The sequence below is a fragment of the Candidatus Collinsella stercoripullorum genome, assembly GCF_027669965.1.
Classification (GTDB): domain Bacteria; phylum Actinomycetota; class Coriobacteriia; order Coriobacteriales; family Coriobacteriaceae; genus Collinsella; species Collinsella stercoripullorum.
In genome coordinates, this window is record NZ_JAQECM010000014.1 from 1 (window position 1) to 15,675 (window position 15,675).

A 15,675-nucleotide genomic window follows, 5' to 3' on the forward strand; every position below is an offset into this window, starting at 1 on the left:
CGGCGCCCCGGCGGCGCCCGGCGCCCGCGCCCCCCATCCCCGTCGCGCGGGCCCGCAGGGAGGGGGTCGCGAAGTTGCCCGGCCCGCGCCCCCGGGCAGGCGCGCTGCGCTAGAATAAAGCCATCACGGATGTCGGCGCGGGGTGCCGCGCGAGGGTCGTCGCGGCACGTCGTCTCCGCGCCTTCATGGACAAGGAGGACCTGCATGTCAACCGTTCCCGCACCCATCGATGCGACCGGCACGCCCGCGTGGGCGGCGCTCCAGAAGCACTACGACGAGATGACCTCCGCCGGCGTGGACCTCAAGGGCTGGTTCGCCGCCGACCCCGACCGCGTGTCCAAGCTCAGCTTCGACATGGGCGAGTTCCACATCGACCTGTCCAAGAACCTCGTCACCGACGAGACCATGAAGCTGCTCGTCCAGCTCGCCCGCGAGCTCCACGTCGAGGAGCGCCGCGACGCCATGTACTCCGGCGCGCACGTCAACACCTCGGAGGACCGCGCCGTGCTCCACACCGCGCTGCGCCGCCCCGACTCCGAGCGCGGCACCGTGTTCGACGGCGACCAGGACTGCGTCGCCGACGTGCGCGACATGCTCGACCGCATGTACGCCTTCGCCGAGAAGGTCCGCTCCGGCGAGTGGAAGGGCGTCACCGGCAAGCGGATCGAGCACGTGGTGTCCATCGGCATCGGCGGGTCCGACCTCGGCCCGGTCATGGTCTACGAGGCGCTCAAGCCCTATGCCGACGCCGGCATCGACTGCCGCTACATCTCCAACATCGACCCCAACGACATGGCTGAGAAGGTCCGCGGCCTCGATCCGGAGACCACGCTCGTCATCGTCGTGTCCAAGACCTTCACCACGCTCGAGACGCTGACCAACGGCCGCGAGGTCCGCACCTGGCTGCTCGACGCCCTGGAGGCCGCCGGCGCCATCGACGGCTCCGAGGCCAGCCGCGCCGAGGCCGTGCGCAAGCACTTCGTCGCCGTCTCCACCGCGCTCGACCGCGTGGCCGAGTTCGGCATCGACCCGGAGAACGCCTTCGGCTTCTGGAACTGGGTCGGCGGCCGCTACTCCGTCGACTCCGCCGTGGGCCTCTCGCTCATCATCGCCTTCGGTCCCGAGCGCTTCGAGTGCTTCCTCAAGGGCTTCCACGACGTCGACGTGTACTTCCAGGACACGCCGCTCGAGGAGAACGTCGTCGCCCTCATGGGCCTCATCAACGTGTGGTACGTGAACTTCTTCGGCGCCGAGAGCCACGCCGTGCTGCCCTACAACCAGTACATGCACCGCTTCCCCGCCTACCTGCAGCAGCTCACCATGGAGTCCAACGGCAAGGGCGTGCGCTGGGACGGCACGCCGCTCACCACGGCCTCCGGCGAGATCTACTGGGGCGAGCCGGGCACCAACGGCCAGCATGCGTTCTACCAGCTCATCCATCAGGGCACGCGCCTGATCCCGGCGGACCTCATCGCCTTCGTCAACACCGCGAACCCCAACGTCGACGGCGACCAGGACGTGCACGAGCTGTTCCTCGGCAACTTCCTCGCCCAGACCAAGGCGCTCGCGTTCGGCAAGACCGCCGACGAGGTCCGCGCCGAGGGCACGCCCGAGGAGATCGTGACCGCGCGCGTGTTCACCGGCAACCGCCCGTCGACCTCCATCTTCGGCATCGACCTCACCCCGCATGCGCTCGGTGCGCTCATCGCGCTGTACGAGCACATCACCTTCGTCGAGGGCACCGTGTGGGGTATCGACTCGTTCGACCAGTGGGGCGTCGAGCTGGGCAAGCAGCTCGCCAAGGAGATCACCCCGGCGTTCCACGACGACGAGGCGCTCGCTGCCCAGGACGAGAGCACCAAGCAGCTCATCGCGTTCTACCGCGCCCATCGCAAGTAGGCGGATGCTGCCATAGGGGCAGTTGGGGCGGGCGGCGTCTTCGGGGCGCCGCCCGCCTTTGGTATAGCGGGCGGGAGATGCGGGCTGTTGCACGGATGCTTTTTGGTGCCGGCTCAGGGCGCCCCATGATGGATCGATCGCATACGTGAACGCTCCGAGGCGCCCGTCGCCCTGTCGTATACCGCGGTATGCAGGTCTGCCGTTGGGGTATTCTTCAGTACGAGCGGAAGGTTTAACGCCCTCCTGCGAAGTTGTTGTTGGTGGGTGATGCCCACGCGAACAGCCGTCTCCGTCAAGGCGGCTGTTCTTTTATGCAAGCATCACCCACATCGATCATCTGACCGCCAGGATCAGGGTAACGAGGAACGCGACGAGCGTTGCCGCTGCATAGATACGCTACACTGAGGTGCCGGAATGAATCCCGGGCACCGCGGCGTGGATGCGCGTGCTCTGCCCAGCCCGAAAGGACAGCCCATGGCCTTCCCCTTCAAAGCGGTCATCTTCGACATGGACGGCGTGATCGTCGACACCGAGAAGTTCTACTTCGATGAGCTCGCCGTGATGAGCGAGGAGCTCGGGCTCGGTATCACCGAGGAGGAGCGCAAGCGCCAGGTCGGCATGTCGCACCAGGACTTCCAGCGCAACCTGCAGATGTGGATGCGCCGCGGCGGCCGCGGCGAGCTGACCGGCGACGAGGCGGAGACGGTCTACAACGAGTGGGCGTCGCATCGCCCGCGGCCGTACGCGCGGCTGCTGAACCCCGGTGTCGCCGAGACGGTCGAGGCCCTGCACGGGATGGGGGTCCGCGTCGCGCTGGCATCCTCCTCTCCGCTGGCGAACATCGAAAAGGTGCTCGACGCCTGCGGCCTGACGGGGCGTTTCGAGCCCATCGTGTCGGGCGAGCAGTTCCATCAAAGCAAGCCCAACCCCGAGATCTACCTGCACACCCTCGACCTGCTGGGCCTTCCCGCCGGCGCATGCTGCTGCGTGGAGGACTCCGTGTACGGCATCGCCGCGGGCAAGGCGGCGGGCATCACGGTCGTCGCCAAGCGCGAGGAGCGCTTCGGGTTCTCGCAGGACGAGGCGGATCTGGTCATCGACGCGATCCCGGACCTGCTGGATATCCGGGACCCGGGCGATCGGGCGGCCCGGTAGGGGCCGCTGCCGGGTGCCTTCGGCGCGCCCCGGCGCCTCCCAGCGGACACGTCCGTACCGCGGCATGAAAACGGGGGTCCCTCGGGACCCCCGTCGTGTAGGGCTCGGTGGCATTCGCAGCAGGTATGCCGCTGCGCGGCCCGCCTGCGCTAGGCCGCCTGGCGGATCGGCAGGCTGTTCATGGGCCTGCGTCCCGTCGCGGTGTGCAGGGAGGAGCGGACGGTTGCGGGGGCGGTGCCCGCGTAGGCGTCCTTCTCGCGGCGCGTGGACCACGAGACCGTATCGTCCCGGCTGCTCATCCATGTCCGCGCGCGGCGCACGGCGGCCGGCAGCGCGATGGATCCCGCCTCGAGGACCAGGAAGACCACGGCAAGCGAGGAGAGCATCCCCGCGAGCTCGACGACAGCGTTGAAATCGAACATGATGGCTCCTTTCCTCGTCGTGCCGGGTACGTCGTGCTCGATGCACCTACCTGATGGATACCCGTCGGCCGGGGGCTTATGCGACGGGCGGCGAACGGTCGGGGAGGGCGGTGTGCGGTACGGAGACGCCGCGGTCGCGTCACCGTCGCTGCCCGCCCGCGGTTCGCGGGTGCAGTGCGGGATCGCGTTTTCGCGGCCGAGGGCCCGCCTCTCCCGGCGCCCAGGCGCCGTGCGCGCGACGTGCCGAGCGGCCCGTGCCGCCTATGCGGTCCGCGCCCTTACAGGCCGAGGAGCTCCGCGCCGCGCTCGGCGACCGCGCGCCCCAGGCCGGCCTCGTCGACGCCGCGGATCTGCGCCAGCCGGGAGAGCGTCGCCTGCAGCGCCGCCTCGAGGTCCGCGGCCGCGCCCGGCGCGCCCTGCTCGGCGGGGGCGTCGGTCTCGAGCAGCAGCTGCTTCTGCGGGATGATCCGCGCGTACTCCCGTCCCCTGCGCGTGGCGAGCATCATGCCGTTCACGGAGAACAGGCACCCTGCGCGCCGCGCCCGGGCGAGTTCCTCGCTCGTACCCGAGAACCAGTGGAAGATGCAGGCGGCGCTGCGGGTGAGGTCGTAGCGCTCGAGCGCATCGAGGACGGTTCCGGCGGAGCGGACCGCGTGGATGGTCAGGACGCGCCCGGGGAGGGGGTTCTCGGCGCAGGCGCGGACGATCCGCTCGAAGGCGGCCTCCTGCCGAGCGCGCGCATGCGCATGGCGCGTTCCGAGGTCGAGGCCCACCTCTCCCACGAAGCGCTCGCTGGCGAGGTCGAGGGCGAGCCGGGCGACGTCGTCATTGCCGCAGGACCCGTCTGAGACCCACCACGGGTGCAGGCCGGCGGCGCAGCGGACCGCGGGCGCGTCGGTGTAGCGCTCGCGCGCGCAACGGTAGCCCTGCGGGGTCACGCTCGCGTTGAGCAGCGCGATTCCGCGTCCGCGCGCGTGGGCGGCGACCTGCGGTCCGTTGGCCATGAGGTCGAGATGGCAGTGCATGTCGACGAAGCGGTACATGGGGCGGGACCTCCTCGGTGGCGCTGGGGGCAGGGGCGGGCGGGGCACGCGGCGGCTCGCGAGCGGGATGCGCGGGTCCGCTACCGGACGACCGTCCCGTCCGGGCGGACCTCCTCGCAGCCGACGCCGGAGACCCGGCGGATGACCTCGCCGGCGATCATCTGCCCCATGATGGGCGGCATGAACGAGGCGGTGCCGAGCTCGGTGCGCTCGCGCCCGGATTCGGGGTCGCGCCCGGGCGTGCGCGCAGGCTCCTCGCAGGAGTACAGGACGCGCAGGTGCCGGATGCCGCGCCGCCGGCACTCCTTGCGGACGATGCGCGCGAGCGGGTCGCGCACGGTGTCGTGGATGTCGGCGATGCGCAGGCACTCGGGGTGCAGCTTGTTGGCCGCGCCCATGCTGCTGATGAGGGGGATGCCGAGCGCGGGCGCGAGCTCGGCGAGCGCGAGCTTCGTGGAGACGGTGTCGATGGCGTCGACGATGCAGTCGATGCGGCCGCCGCAGGCATCGAGGCAGTCGCGCATGAGGGCCTCGAGATTGTCGGGCAGCACGAAGGCGTCGCGCGCGACGACCTTGCAGGACGGGTTGATGTCGGCGATCATGGCGGCCATGACGTCGACCTTGCGCCGGCCGACGGTGCTCGTGAAGGCGATGGCCTGTCGGTTGATGTTGCTCGGGGCGACGACGTCCTTGTCCACGATCACGATGCGCCCGATGGCGCCGCGCGCGAGCGCCTCGATGCAGTTCGACCCCACGCCTCCGCAGCCGAGCACCATGACGGTGGCCGCTTTCAGACGCGAGAGCCCGTCTGCGCCCATGATGGTCTCGAGCTTGGTGGTCGCGGTCTCCTGCATCGGGTTCCCTTCCGTCGCGTTGGTCGCCGCCCATTATGGCACGATGGCGCATCGGTGGGAAAAAAGTGCCTGTCCCTCATTTCCCCCTGGGAAATGAGGGACAGGCACTTTTTTCCCGGGGCCTGTCGTCCGCTTCCGCGGCGCATCCCGTGGATTCGGTGCGCACCCGCCGCATCCGCGCGCCGCCCATGCGAGAATGGGGCGTGTACGGTACTGCAAGCATCAACCTGCATGATAGGAGCATCATGGCGGAATTCATCTACCAGATGTACCAGGCGCGCAAGGCGCACGGCGACAAGGTCATCCTCGACGACGTGACCCTGTCGTTCTATCCCGGCGCCAAGATCGGCGTCGTGGGCCCCAACGGCATGGGCAAGTCGACCCTGCTCAAGATCATGGCCGGCATCGAGGAGGTCTCCAACGGCGAGGCGCGCCTCACCCCCGGCTACACCGTGGGCATCCTCGAGCAGGAGCCTCCGCTCGACGACGACAAGACCGTCATCGAGAACGTGCGCATGGCCTTCGGCGACCTGCTCGCCAAGGTCGACCGGTTCAACCGGATCGGCGAGGAGATGTGCGACCCCGACTGCGACATGGACGCCCTCATGGCGGAGATGGGCCGTCTGCAGGACGAGATCGACGCCGCCGACGGCTGGGACATCGACTCCAAGCTCGGCCAGGCCATGGACGCCCTGCAGCTGCCCGAGTCCGACACGCCGGTGAAGGTCCTCTCCGGCGGCGAGCGCCGCCGCGTGGCCCTGTGCCGCCTGCTGCTGGAGGCCCCCGACCTGCTGCTGCTCGACGAGCCCACCAACCACCTCGACGCCGAGTCGGTCCTGTGGCTCGAGCACTTCCTGCACACCTACCCGGGCGCCGTGCTCGCCGTCACCCACGACCGCTACTTCCTCGACAACGTGGCCGAGTGGATCTGCGAGGTCGACCGCGGCCACCTCTACCCCTACAAGGGCAACTACTCCACCTACCTCGAGACCAAGGCCGCGCGCATCGCCGCCCAGGGCCAGCGCGACGCCAAGCTCGCCAAGCGCATGGCCGCCGAGCTCGAGTGGGTGCGCAGCTCGCCGAAGGCCCGCCAGGCCAAGAACAAGGCGCGTCTGGCCCGCTACGAGGAGATGGAGGCCGAGGCGCGCGCCAGCCAGAAGCTCGACTACACCGACATCCGCATCCCCGTGGGCCCGCGCCTGGGCGCGAAGGTGCTGGAGGTCGAGCACCTGCACAAGGAGTTCGACGGCCGCGTGCTCATCGACGACCTCTCGTTCACCCTGCCGCGCAACGGCATCGTGGGCGTGATCGGCCCCAACGGCGTGGGCAAGTCCACCCTGTTCAAGATGATCATGGGGATCGAGCAGCCCACGAGCGGCAGCATCGAGCTGGGCGAGACCGTGAAGCTGTCCTACGTCGACCAGGGCCGCGAGGGCATCGACCCCGACAAGACCCTGTGGGAGGTCGTCTCCGACGGCAACGACATCATGATCGTCGGCGAGTCCGAGGTGCCGAGCCGCGCCTACGTGGCGAGCTTCGGCTTCAAGGGGCAGGACCAGCAGAAGCGCGCCGGCGTGCTCTCCGGCGGCGAGCGCAACCGCCTGAACCTCGCCCTCACCTTGAAGCAGGGCGGCAACCTGCTGCTGCTCGACGAGCCCACCAACGACCTGGACGTCGAGACGCTCTCCTCGCTCGAGGCCGCGCTGCTCGAGTTCCCGGGCTGCTCGGTGGTCATCAGCCACGACCGCATGTTCCTCGACCGCGTCGCCACCCACATCCTGGCGTGGGAGGGCACCGACGAGAACCCGGGCACCTGGTACTGGTTCGAGGGCAACTTCGCGAGCTATCAGGAGAACCGCGTGGCGCGCCTGGGCGAGGACGCCGCCCGCCCGCACCGCGTCCGCCGCAAGCTCACGCGCGACTAACGGCGCCGCGACGGACCGGTGCGCCGTCTTGCGCGCCGGTCCGGTCCCGCGGCCTCCCGCATACGGCAGCCGGCCCCGGCGCCCCGAGCGATCGGGGTTCCGGGGCCGGCTCTCGTTGACATGGGGGCGGGCGGGGCGACGGCCGAGGCGGCGCTTCGGTGCCGGGGTCCGCGCTACCGTCCGTCCGCGGCGCTGCCCGTCGGGGCCTCCACGGCGTCGACGACCCAGGCCGCACCCGCGTCGCCGCGCTTGCGGCGCAGGCGGACGGTCGCGGTCAGGCGCTCGCCGTCTCGCAGGTAGCCCAGGGGGAAGGAGGCGCGGTTGCGGCCGGCCTCCAGGGTTCCGAGCAGCTGGGCGATGCGGTAGTACGCATCCAGGATGCCCAGGGCGTCGGCCCCCAGGGGCAGCAGGAGCGCGAGCTCGTGCAGGACGGGCCCGGGGCAGTAGACGTCGCGGGTGAGGTCCGCGGGGTACCCCTCGGGGAGCGGGCGGGGCTCAGACGGCGCGGGCGCGGTGCCCCGATCCCCGCGGATGCGGGAGTCGGCGTCGTCTGCGGCGCTCCGCCCCGTACGGGCGCCCGTGCGATCCGCTCGGTTCCGCGGCGCGCGCGAGGGTCGCGGCGCGCGCGGCTTCGCACCGTCCGCGCCTGCGGGGGACGGGGACGCCTGCGTGCGGGCGGGGGAGCCGGCTTCGGGCGTGCCGGCTTCGGGCGAGGTGACGTCGGTCGCATCGGCATCGTGCGAGGCGGCCTCGGGCGAAGCGGCTTCGGTCGTGCCTGTATCGGGCAAGGCGGCCTCGGAGGCGGCGGCGCGGCCGCCGGCGTCCGGGGTGGACTCCAGCGTGGTGATGCCGGCGTTCGCGTTCTCGGGGTCGTAGACCACCGTCAGGCTGATCGCCGGCTGGGCGGCGGGCTCGCGGGCGGGCTCGGCGGGGGAGGCGGCGTCCTGCGGGGAGAGGGCCTCGCCGTCCGCCGCGGATCCGGCTCCGTCTGCCTGCGCGGTTTTCTCGTCTCGGGCGGGCGAGGCCGCCTCGGGGGAGTCCGCCTGCTGCGCGGCGGGCTCGGCACCGCCGGTCGCCTCGTCATGCGCCGGCCCCCTCTCTTCGGCGGGTTCGGACGGGGAGGCCGCGGCTTCTGCGGCGCGGGGCTGCGACGGGCCTTCCGCCGCCGGAACGGCTTTATCCGGGGCGGCTTCCGTCGGGGTGGGGGAGCCGCCTGCCGCGCCGCCCGGCGTGTCCTTCGCGGCGTCCCCGGCGTCTGCGGCCCCGGCGGCCCCGGCGGCCCCGTCGCGATCGGGGGCCTCGGCCTCGGCCTCGGGTTCCGCCTCGACGGCGCGCTTGACGCGGCGCGGCCGGACGGGCTTGAGCGATTTGTCGGCCTTCTTGCGCTTCCACGACTTGCCGGCGGGGGCGGCCTGCTTCTCCGGCGCCGCGAGCGCCTCGTCCCAGGCGGGCTGCGCGGTCACCGTGGCGTAGATGCGTCCCCCCTTGAACACCGTGAGCGCGACGAAGGTGTCGAGCGCCTCGAGCAGCGCGCGCGTGCTCTCGAACCCGAGGTCCTCGGCGCCCATGCGGTCGGCGGCGAGCGCCTCCTCGACCTTGCCCATGATGGTCTGCCTGCCGCATCCGATCGACTCGGAGAGCAGGCGGTAGAGGTAGATCTGGTTGCCGACGGAGAGGGTCGGCTTCTGTGCGCGGGTATCCATGGTGCTCCTTCTTGACTGCGTTTCATGCCATCTTACCATCGCGCCGCGTCCCACCCCCTCAGGGGACGGGGCGCGGCGCGGGGTGGAGCTCCCGCGTGCCCGGGTCGAGTGTCGCGGCGGCGCCGAGCTAGCGCCCCGTGCCCGCGCCGGTGGACGACGTCGAGGCGTCCTCGCCCGACGAGGTCCCGTTTCCGGTCGAGGTGTCGCCGCCGGCGGACTGGCCGGCGTCACCGGTGCCGGAGCCTCCGGTGCCCGCGTCCCCGGAGCCGTCGGATGCGGAGCCGGTGCCCGCGTCCGCGCCGGCATCCGACCCCGTCCCCGACGAGGTCCCGCCGTCGGTATCCGTCTGGTCCTGCGCGCCGGTCCCGGTGCCCGGGGTCGCGTTCCCGGCGCCCGTCCCGCTCGCCGTGTCGCCGGCGGTGCCCTGCGCCGCGGTCCCGGCGCCCTGGTCGGTCCCGGCGTCGGCGCCCGTGGCGCCGGTTGCGGTCGAATCGACGTCCGCCTCGTTGGAGGAGGGGGCGGCGACGCTCAGCACCGAGGTCTGCTCGCCGATGCCCTGGCCGGATGTGCCGAGCCAGATCGCCGCCGCGCAGAGGGCGACGGCCGCGACGGCTGCGACGGCGGAGAAGGCCACCACCTTGCGCTGGGTCGCCGCGCGCTGCGCCGCGGCGCGGGCGCGCAGCTTCGAGGGGGCGATCCGCGCCCCGCGCACCCCCTCGGGCAGCGGGGAGCCCTCCGCCACGGCCTCGCCGTCGGAGCGGGAGGCCTTGGAGACGACCTGCTCGCCCGCGTCCTTGATCTTGCGGGCGCTCGCGTCCAGGAAGCGCCGGTAGAGCTGCGAGGAGATGACCGTGACCACCGAGCTCACGGCGGCGCCGATGATCGAGCCCGCGACGCCGATGTAGCTCGACAGCGCCACGGAGGTCGCGGCGGCCGCGGCGCCGGCGACGACCTGCGCGATGGAGATGCCGTCGAACAGGCGCGGCTTCACGGCGATGGCCTGGGTCTGGCCTATGAGGTCGTCCTTGCCCGCCTGGGTGCGGTCGGTCGGTCGCTGGTAGATGCGGGTGCGTCTGCGGTCGGTGTAGTCATCGGTATAGGCTGCCATGTTCGGTCCTCCCACTCATGGCCGGGGTTGCGCATACATGAGCGACCGGGCGTCCCCGAGAGGGCGTCCGGTCGCGGATCGGTTCGTTCGCATCGTAGATTGTGTACCCTCGACGGCGGTTTCGAACCCCTCATCGCGCATCAACAAAAAGAGGTGACACACGGGGAGGTCTTGTGGAGAAGGCCCAGCCGCGCACGCGCCCCCGGGCGCTTCCTGCCGCGCCGGACTCCGTCGGCGACCGAGCCGCCCGAGCCGGGTGCGTCCCTAATCGCGTCCGCCGGCGTCCGCGCCGCCCATCGGCGGCATGGGCTTCCAGGTGCGGTCGCGGTAGATGCGGCGGGCGTCGCGCATGCCGCGGAACAGCGCGGGGATGCCGGTCTTGAAGGAGTCCCGGTTGACCATGACCAGGCGGATGACCTCCTTGGCGAAGGTCGCCGCGGTGCCCAGGCCGAACACGAGGCGCCGGTAGTCCCCGTGCGCGCGGAAGTACTGCATCATGTACCCGCGGTTGCGCATGATGTGGTAGCGGTTCATGTCCGAGGTCCCGTTGAGCTGGCGCATGCCGGCGATGTCCCAGTTGGCGATATCGCGCGTGCGCTGCAGGATGAGGTCGGACACCACGATGGCCTCGGTGGCCTTGGAGGCGAGGTAGCCGTAGACCGTGTCGTCCCAGTAGATGAAGAAGCGCGGGTCGGGCAGGCCCACCTCGTCGACGATCGAGCGGTGGAACAGGCCCCCCTCGAAGCACAGCGTGTTCATGACGCGGTAGCCCTCGGGGCCGAAGGCCGCCGGGGCGATGGGGTTGGGGATACCGAGCGACACGATGAAGTGGTACTGCCAGTAGAACGGGCCCCCGTCGTAGTCCAGGCGCGAGCCCTGGATCACGCGGTGCGTGGCCGTCCAGGGCGCGAGGCGGTCGAGGGCCTCGGGCAGCACGCGGACGTCGTCGTCCATGACCCAGAACCACTCCGCCCCGAGCTCCCAGGCGCGCTTGACGCCGGCCGAGAAGCCGCCGGCGCCGCCGAGGTTGTCGGCCTGCGGCGCGTAGACGACGCGGGAGACGCCGCCCTCCGCGTCGGGCTCGCCGCTCTCGACGCCCCACAGCTCGTCCGTGCGGCGGCCGAGCTCGGCGACCATGTCGCGCGTGCGCTCGGAGCCCTCGTTGTCGACGATGACGATGCGCCAGGGCGCCTGCGTGAGCTCCAGGAAGGAGTCGAACAGCGTGGAGAGGAGCTCCTGGCGCTTGAAGGTGACGACGACGAGGGCGAGCCGGGGGATGCGCCCCCCGCCGGCCGCGCCGCGGGTGGTGGTATCGGGTTCCGCCGTTGCGGTGCGGGTCTCGCTCACGGTCCCTGCCGCCTTCCTCTCGATGCCATGAGAACGCCGCGGGGACCCCCGCAGGCGCTCCCATTATAGGCCCAGGCGGGCGCTCTACAGAACATGCGCGCATCTGGGGGCACGCGGGCTCCATGCGCGACGGCGGCGGCAGGCGCGCCCCGTGCGCGCCGCGCGCCCCGCGCCGTCGGGCCGGACCGCGCCGGCACCGCGCCGGTCGCCCCCGCCTGCATCGTCGTGCGGCACCGTGCTCCATCCCTCTGCCGCCCTCCGCCGCGGCGCGAGCCGTTACAATAGCGTCGAGCAAACGTGCGGACAAGGAGCACCACATGGACGAGCTGTTCTTCACCGGTTTGGGAGCGGGCGCGGGCGCCGGCGACGGGTTCTTCCGGATCGCGGCGGCCACGCCGAAGATCCGCGTGGCCGACGTCGAGGGCAACGCGGCGTCGATCCTCGCCTGCGTGCGCTCCGCCGCCGCCGCGGGCGTCGGCGCGCTCGCGCTGCCCGAGCTGTGCCTCACCGGCTACACCTGCGCGGACCTCTTCCTGGACCGCGCGCTGCTGCGCGCCTGCGAGGACGCGCTCGCGCGCCTGCTCGCCGAGACCGCGGAGCTGCCCGTCCTGTTCACCGTCGGGCTGCCCGTGGCGCACGGCGAGGCCGTCTACAACTGCGCCGCGGTGTGCTGCGCGGGCCGGCTGCTCGGCCTCTCCGCGAAGCGCCATCTGCCGAACTACGGCGAGTTCTACGAGCGGCGCTGGTTCGCCCCGGCGCCCCTGCACCTGTCGGGCGCCGTTCCCTTCGCGGGGCAGGGGCCGGTCCCCTTCGGCGCAGGCCTGGTGTTCCGCTGCACCGACCCCGGGATGGACGCCGTCGCGGTCGGCGTCGAGATCTGCGAGGACCTGTGGGTCCCCCAGCCGCCCTCGGTCGCCATGGCGCTCGAGCAGGGGGCGACCGTCATCCTGAACCCCTCCGCCTCCGACGAGGTGATCGGCAAGGCCGAGTACCGCCGCCAGCTCGTGTCCCAGCAATCGGCGCGGCTGTACTGCGCCTACGCGTACGCGGACGCGGGCGAGGGCGAGTCGACCACCGACCTCGTGTTCGCCGGCGAGAACCTGATCGCGGAGAACGGGTCGCTGCTGGCCCGCACGCCCCTGTTCAGCTGCGAGATGGCGACGGCCGACGTGGACCTCGACCGCCTGCTCGCCGAGCGCCGCCGCTCCACCACCTGGGCCGGGCCCGCCTTCCCGAGCGGGGGGACCGCCGGCGTGGGCTTCTCGTATCGGCCCGGGGCCGCCCGCGACGGCGCGGCGGCGGGGGAGGACGGCCGCGGCGCGGGCGAGCGGGAGGGCTCCGGCGCCCCCCTCATGCGCTCCGCGCTCGAGGTCGACCGCGTCTTCCCGCGGACGCCCTTCGTCCCCGCCGACCGGGGCGAGGTGGCCGAGCGCTGCGAGACGATCTTCGGCCTGCAGGCCGCGGGGCTCAAGACGCGCCTCGCGCACACGGGGAGCCGGCATGCCGTCATCGGCCTGTCGGGCGGCCTGGACTCCACACTCGCCCTGCTCGTGACGGTGCGCGCCTTCGACGCGCTCGGCCTCCCGCGCTCGGGCATCCACGCGGTGTCCATGCCCGGGTTCGGCACCACGGCCCGCACCCGGGGCAACGCGGAGACGCTCGCCTCCGCCCTGGGCGCCGACTTCCGCGAGGTCTCGATCCACGAGGCGGTCCGCCAGCATTTCGAGGATATCGGCCACGACCCCGCGGTGACCGACGTCACCTACGAGAACAGCCAGGCGCGCGAGCGCACCCAGATCCTCATGGACCTCGCCAACCAGGCGGGTGGCATGGTCATCGGCACCGGCGACCTGTCGGAGCTGGCGCTCGGGTGGGCCACCTACAACGGCGACCACATGAGCATGTACGCCGTCAACGCGAGCGTCCCCAAGACCCTCGTGCGCCATCTGGTGCGCTACGCCGCGGGGCTCTACGGCGGTGCGATCGAGCGGACGCTGCTCGACATCCTGGACACCCCGGTCTCCCCGGAGCTTCTGCCCCCCACCGGCGACGGGCAGATCGCCCAGCGCACCGAGGACCTCGTGGGGCCCTACGAGCTGCACGATTTCTTCCTCTACCACCTGCTGCGCTTCGGGTTCGCGCCGGGCAAGATCTTCCGCATGGCGTGCCGGTCGTTCGCGGGCTCCTACGACGCCCATACGGTGTGGAGCTGGCTGCGCGTCTTCTACCGGCGGTTCTTCGCCCAGCAGTTCAAGCGCAGCTGCCTCCCGGACGGGCCGAAGGTCGGCTCGGTGACGCTGTCCCCGCGCGGGGACTGGCGCATGCCGAGTGACGCCTCCGCCCGCCTGTGGCTCGACGAGGTGGATGCGCTCGAGCCCGAGCGCTGAGAGCGGGCCCCGCGGTCCCTCGCCGTCCGGTGCGGCCCCGTCGCGGGCCGCGCCGCCCGCCGCATGCCGCCTCCTCCGACGGCGGGCCGCGGCAGGTGCCCGGCGCCCCGCGCGGAAGATGCCCGAGCGAGGGGGTCGCTCGCAGCGCTACACTGGTGTCCTATCCGATGATTCTCGATCGCACCCCGCGCGGGGCGCAGAAGGGGTGTCCCCGCATGCAGTTCTCCCAGCGGCTCGACCGGTTCGGCGACGAGGTGTTCGCCTCCCTCAACCAGCGCAGGCTCAAGCTCGAGGCCGAAGGCCGCACCATCTACAACCTCTCCGTGGGCACCCCCGACTTCGCCCCGTACGACCATGTGGTCGCCGCCCTGCGCGAGGCGACGGCGGACCCCGTGCAGTGGAAGTACAGCCTGGGCGACCTGCCCGAGCTCAAGCAGGCGGTGTGCGACTACTACGAGCGCCGCTTCGGCGTCGCGGGCATCACCCCCGACATGGTCGCCAGCTGCAACGGGACGCAGGAGGGCGTGGGGCACCTGGGCCTCGCGCTGCTCGACCCGGGCGATACCGTGCTCGTGCCCGACCCGTGCTACCCCGTGTTCGAGGCGGGCGTGAAGATCGCCGACGGCGAGCTCGCCTACTACCCGCTCAACGCCGAGCACGGCTTCCTGCCCTACGTCGCGGGCATCGACCCGGATGTGGCGGACCGGGCCAAGTACATGATCGTCTCGCTGCCCGCGAACCCCGTCGGCAGCGTGGGGACGCCGGAGCTCTATGAGGAGATCATCGCCTTCGCGCGCGAGCACGACCTGCTGATCGTGCACGACAACGCCTATTCGGACATCGTCTACGACGGCCCGCGCGGGGGCAGCTTCCTCGCGCACCCCGGCGCCCTCGAGGTGGGCGTCGAGTTCTTCTCGCTGTCGAAGTCCTTCAACGTGACGGGCGCCCGCATCGGCTTTCTGGTGGGCCGCGCCGACGTCGTGGCGGCCTTCGCCAAGCTGCGCGGGCAGATCGACTTCGGCATGTTCTTCCCGATCCAGAAGGCCGCGATCGCCGCGCTGACCGGCCCGCTGGACCGGGTGGAGGAGCAGCGGCTCAGGTACCAGGAGCGCCGCGACGCGCTGTGCGACGGCCTGGAGGGCATAGGCTGGGAGCGCCCGAACGCCCACGGCTCGATGTTCGTGTGGGCGAAGCTGCCGGGCGGCCGGACCGACTCGCTGGCGTTCTGTGAGGAGCTCATGGAGCGCGCGGGCGTGATCGTGACGCCCGGGGCGAGCTTCGGGCCGCACGGGGAGGGCTACGTGCGCATGGCGCTCGTGCTCCCGCCCGAGGGGCTGCGCGCCGCCGTCGCCGCCATCGAGGCCTCCGGCATCCGCTAGCGCGCCGCATCCTGGCGCCGAGATCGGGATCTCCGGCATCCGCTAGCGCGCCGCATCCTGGCGCCGAGATCGGGATCTCCGGCATCCGCCAGCGCGCGCCGGGACCGGGCGCGGTGATTCCGCTCCGGTTTCGCAGCCGCCGCGGCTGCCTCGCGGTTGGCGCGCCGTTTGAGCTTACGGCGCCGCGGCGGCCCTAGCCCTAGCCTGTAACTGTCTCAGTATCACCCGGCCGAAAGACACGGAATCGGAGAAAATTCCGTGTCTTTCGGCCGGGTGATACCATAACTGTTACATCAATATCCGTCTCAACGGGCACCAAGCTGCGCCGCCGCTGGGGTCGTCTGGTGCAAACACACAGGTTCATCTCGACGGGTACGGAACGGCGCGCCGGGGCGTCCATCGAGGCCTCTGGCATCCGCTGGCGCGCCGCCGTCGCCGCCATCGAGGCCTCCG

At 71.7% G+C, this 15,675-nt stretch carries 11 protein-coding genes; 5 read left to right on the forward strand and 6 right to left on the reverse strand.

Annotation, left to right across the window (positions count from 1 at the left end; all coding sequences use genetic code 11):
• The first annotated feature begins 204 nt into the window (after positions 1 to 204).
• Both pgi and PHA29_RS04675 read left to right on the forward strand, forming a co-directional pair.
• On the forward strand, positions 205 to 1,899 hold the full coding sequence (gene pgi, locus PHA29_RS04670; RefSeq protein WP_270848366.1) for a glucose-6-phosphate isomerase: 1,695 nt from the start codon (positions 205 to 207) through the stop codon (positions 1,897 to 1,899).
• 474 nt (positions 1,900 to 2,373) lie between these two features.
• Positions 2,374 to 3,054 carry an HAD family hydrolase gene (locus tag PHA29_RS04675; RefSeq protein WP_270848368.1) on the forward strand — a complete coding sequence of 227 codons (681 nt, stop codon included), beginning with the start codon at positions 2,374 to 2,376 and terminating at the stop codon, positions 3,052 to 3,054.
• A gap of 149 nt (positions 3,055 to 3,203) precedes the next feature.
• On the opposite strand, the gene PHA29_RS04680 is transcribed toward PHA29_RS04675, so the two are convergent.
• The 3 genes from PHA29_RS04680 to PHA29_RS04690 form a co-directional block, all read right to left on the reverse strand.
• On the reverse strand, positions 3,204 to 3,476 hold the full coding sequence (locus tag PHA29_RS04680) for a hypothetical protein (RefSeq protein ID WP_270848370.1): 273 nt from the start codon (positions 3,474 to 3,476) through the stop codon (positions 3,204 to 3,206).
• Between the two features lie 278 nt (positions 3,477 to 3,754).
• Positions 3,755 to 4,519 carry a TatD family hydrolase gene (locus PHA29_RS04685; protein ID WP_270848372.1) on the reverse strand — a complete coding sequence of 255 codons (765 nt, stop codon included), beginning with the start codon at positions 4,517 to 4,519 and terminating at the stop codon, positions 3,755 to 3,757.
• 80 nt (positions 4,520 to 4,599) lie between these two features.
• Positions 4,600 to 5,373, reverse strand: a complete 774-nt coding sequence (locus PHA29_RS04690; RefSeq protein ID WP_270848375.1) for a tRNA threonylcarbamoyladenosine dehydratase — start codon at positions 5,371 to 5,373, stop codon at positions 4,600 to 4,602.
• Positions 5,374 to 5,618: 245 nt separating this feature from the next.
• Here PHA29_RS04690 and ettA point away from each other — a divergent pair, with 245 nt between their 5' ends.
• Complete coding sequence (gene ettA, locus PHA29_RS04695; RefSeq protein WP_270405577.1) at positions 5,619 to 7,298, forward strand: energy-dependent translational throttle protein EttA; 1,680 nt, start codon at positions 5,619 to 5,621, stop codon at positions 7,296 to 7,298.
• Positions 7,299 to 7,471: 173 nt separating this feature from the next.
• Here the strand turns inward: ettA and PHA29_RS04700 are convergent, their stop codons facing one another.
• The 3 genes from PHA29_RS04700 to PHA29_RS04710 form a co-directional block, all read right to left on the reverse strand.
• Positions 7,472 to 9,001 (reverse strand): hypothetical protein, encoded by a 1,530-nt coding sequence (locus PHA29_RS04700; RefSeq protein WP_270848377.1) that lies wholly within the window; start codon positions 8,999 to 9,001, stop codon positions 7,472 to 7,474.
• Between the two features lie 127 nt (positions 9,002 to 9,128).
• A complete protein-coding gene (locus PHA29_RS04705; RefSeq protein ID WP_270848379.1) occupies positions 9,129 to 10,109 on the reverse strand; it encodes a hypothetical protein in 981 nt (326 codons plus the stop codon).
• 264 nt (positions 10,110 to 10,373) lie between these two features.
• On the reverse strand, positions 10,374 to 11,456 hold the full coding sequence (locus PHA29_RS04710) for a glycosyltransferase (RefSeq protein WP_270848381.1): 1,083 nt from the start codon (positions 11,454 to 11,456) through the stop codon (positions 10,374 to 10,376).
• Between the two features lie 317 nt (positions 11,457 to 11,773).
• Between PHA29_RS04710 and PHA29_RS04715 the strand changes: the two genes are divergently transcribed.
• Together PHA29_RS04715 and PHA29_RS04720 are read left to right on the forward strand one after the other, a co-directional pair.
• Positions 11,774 to 13,843 (forward strand): NAD(+) synthase, encoded by a 2,070-nt coding sequence (locus PHA29_RS04715; RefSeq protein ID WP_270848383.1) that lies wholly within the window; start codon positions 11,774 to 11,776, stop codon positions 13,841 to 13,843.
• A 215-nt stretch (positions 13,844 to 14,058) separates the two neighbouring features.
• The gene (locus PHA29_RS04720; RefSeq protein WP_270848385.1) at positions 14,059 to 15,222 is read left to right on the forward strand and encodes a pyridoxal phosphate-dependent aminotransferase; all 1,164 of its coding nucleotides are present in this window, start codon (positions 14,059 to 14,061) and stop codon (positions 15,220 to 15,222) included.
• Positions 15,223 to 15,675 lie beyond the last annotated feature (453 nt).

Coding starts and splice junctions, on each gene's coding strand:
- pgi (WP_270848366.1), top strand. CDS start 205: ATGTCAACCGTTCCCGCACCCATCGATGCGACCGGCACGCCCGCGTGG.
- PHA29_RS04675 (WP_270848368.1), top strand. CDS start 2,374: ATGGCCTTCCCCTTCAAAGCGGTCATCTTCGACATGGACGGCGTGATC.
- PHA29_RS04680 (WP_270848370.1), bottom strand. CDS start 3,476: ATGTTCGATTTCAACGCTGTCGTCGAGCTCGCGGGGATGCTCTCCTCG.
- PHA29_RS04685 (WP_270848372.1), bottom strand. CDS start 4,519: ATGTACCGCTTCGTCGACATGCACTGCCATCTCGACCTCATGGCCAAC.
- PHA29_RS04690 (WP_270848375.1), bottom strand. CDS start 5,373: ATGCAGGAGACCGCGACCACCAAGCTCGAGACCATCATGGGCGCAGAC.
- ettA (WP_270405577.1), top strand. CDS start 5,619: ATGGCGGAATTCATCTACCAGATGTACCAGGCGCGCAAGGCGCACGGC.
- PHA29_RS04700 (WP_270848377.1), bottom strand. CDS start 9,001: ATGGATACCCGCGCACAGAAGCCGACCCTCTCCGTCGGCAACCAGATC.
- PHA29_RS04705 (WP_270848379.1), bottom strand. CDS start 10,109: ATGGCAGCCTATACCGATGACTACACCGACCGCAGACGCACCCGCATC.
- PHA29_RS04715 (WP_270848383.1), top strand. CDS start 11,774: ATGGACGAGCTGTTCTTCACCGGTTTGGGAGCGGGCGCGGGCGCCGGC.
- PHA29_RS04720 (WP_270848385.1), top strand. CDS start 14,059: ATGCAGTTCTCCCAGCGGCTCGACCGGTTCGGCGACGAGGTGTTCGCC.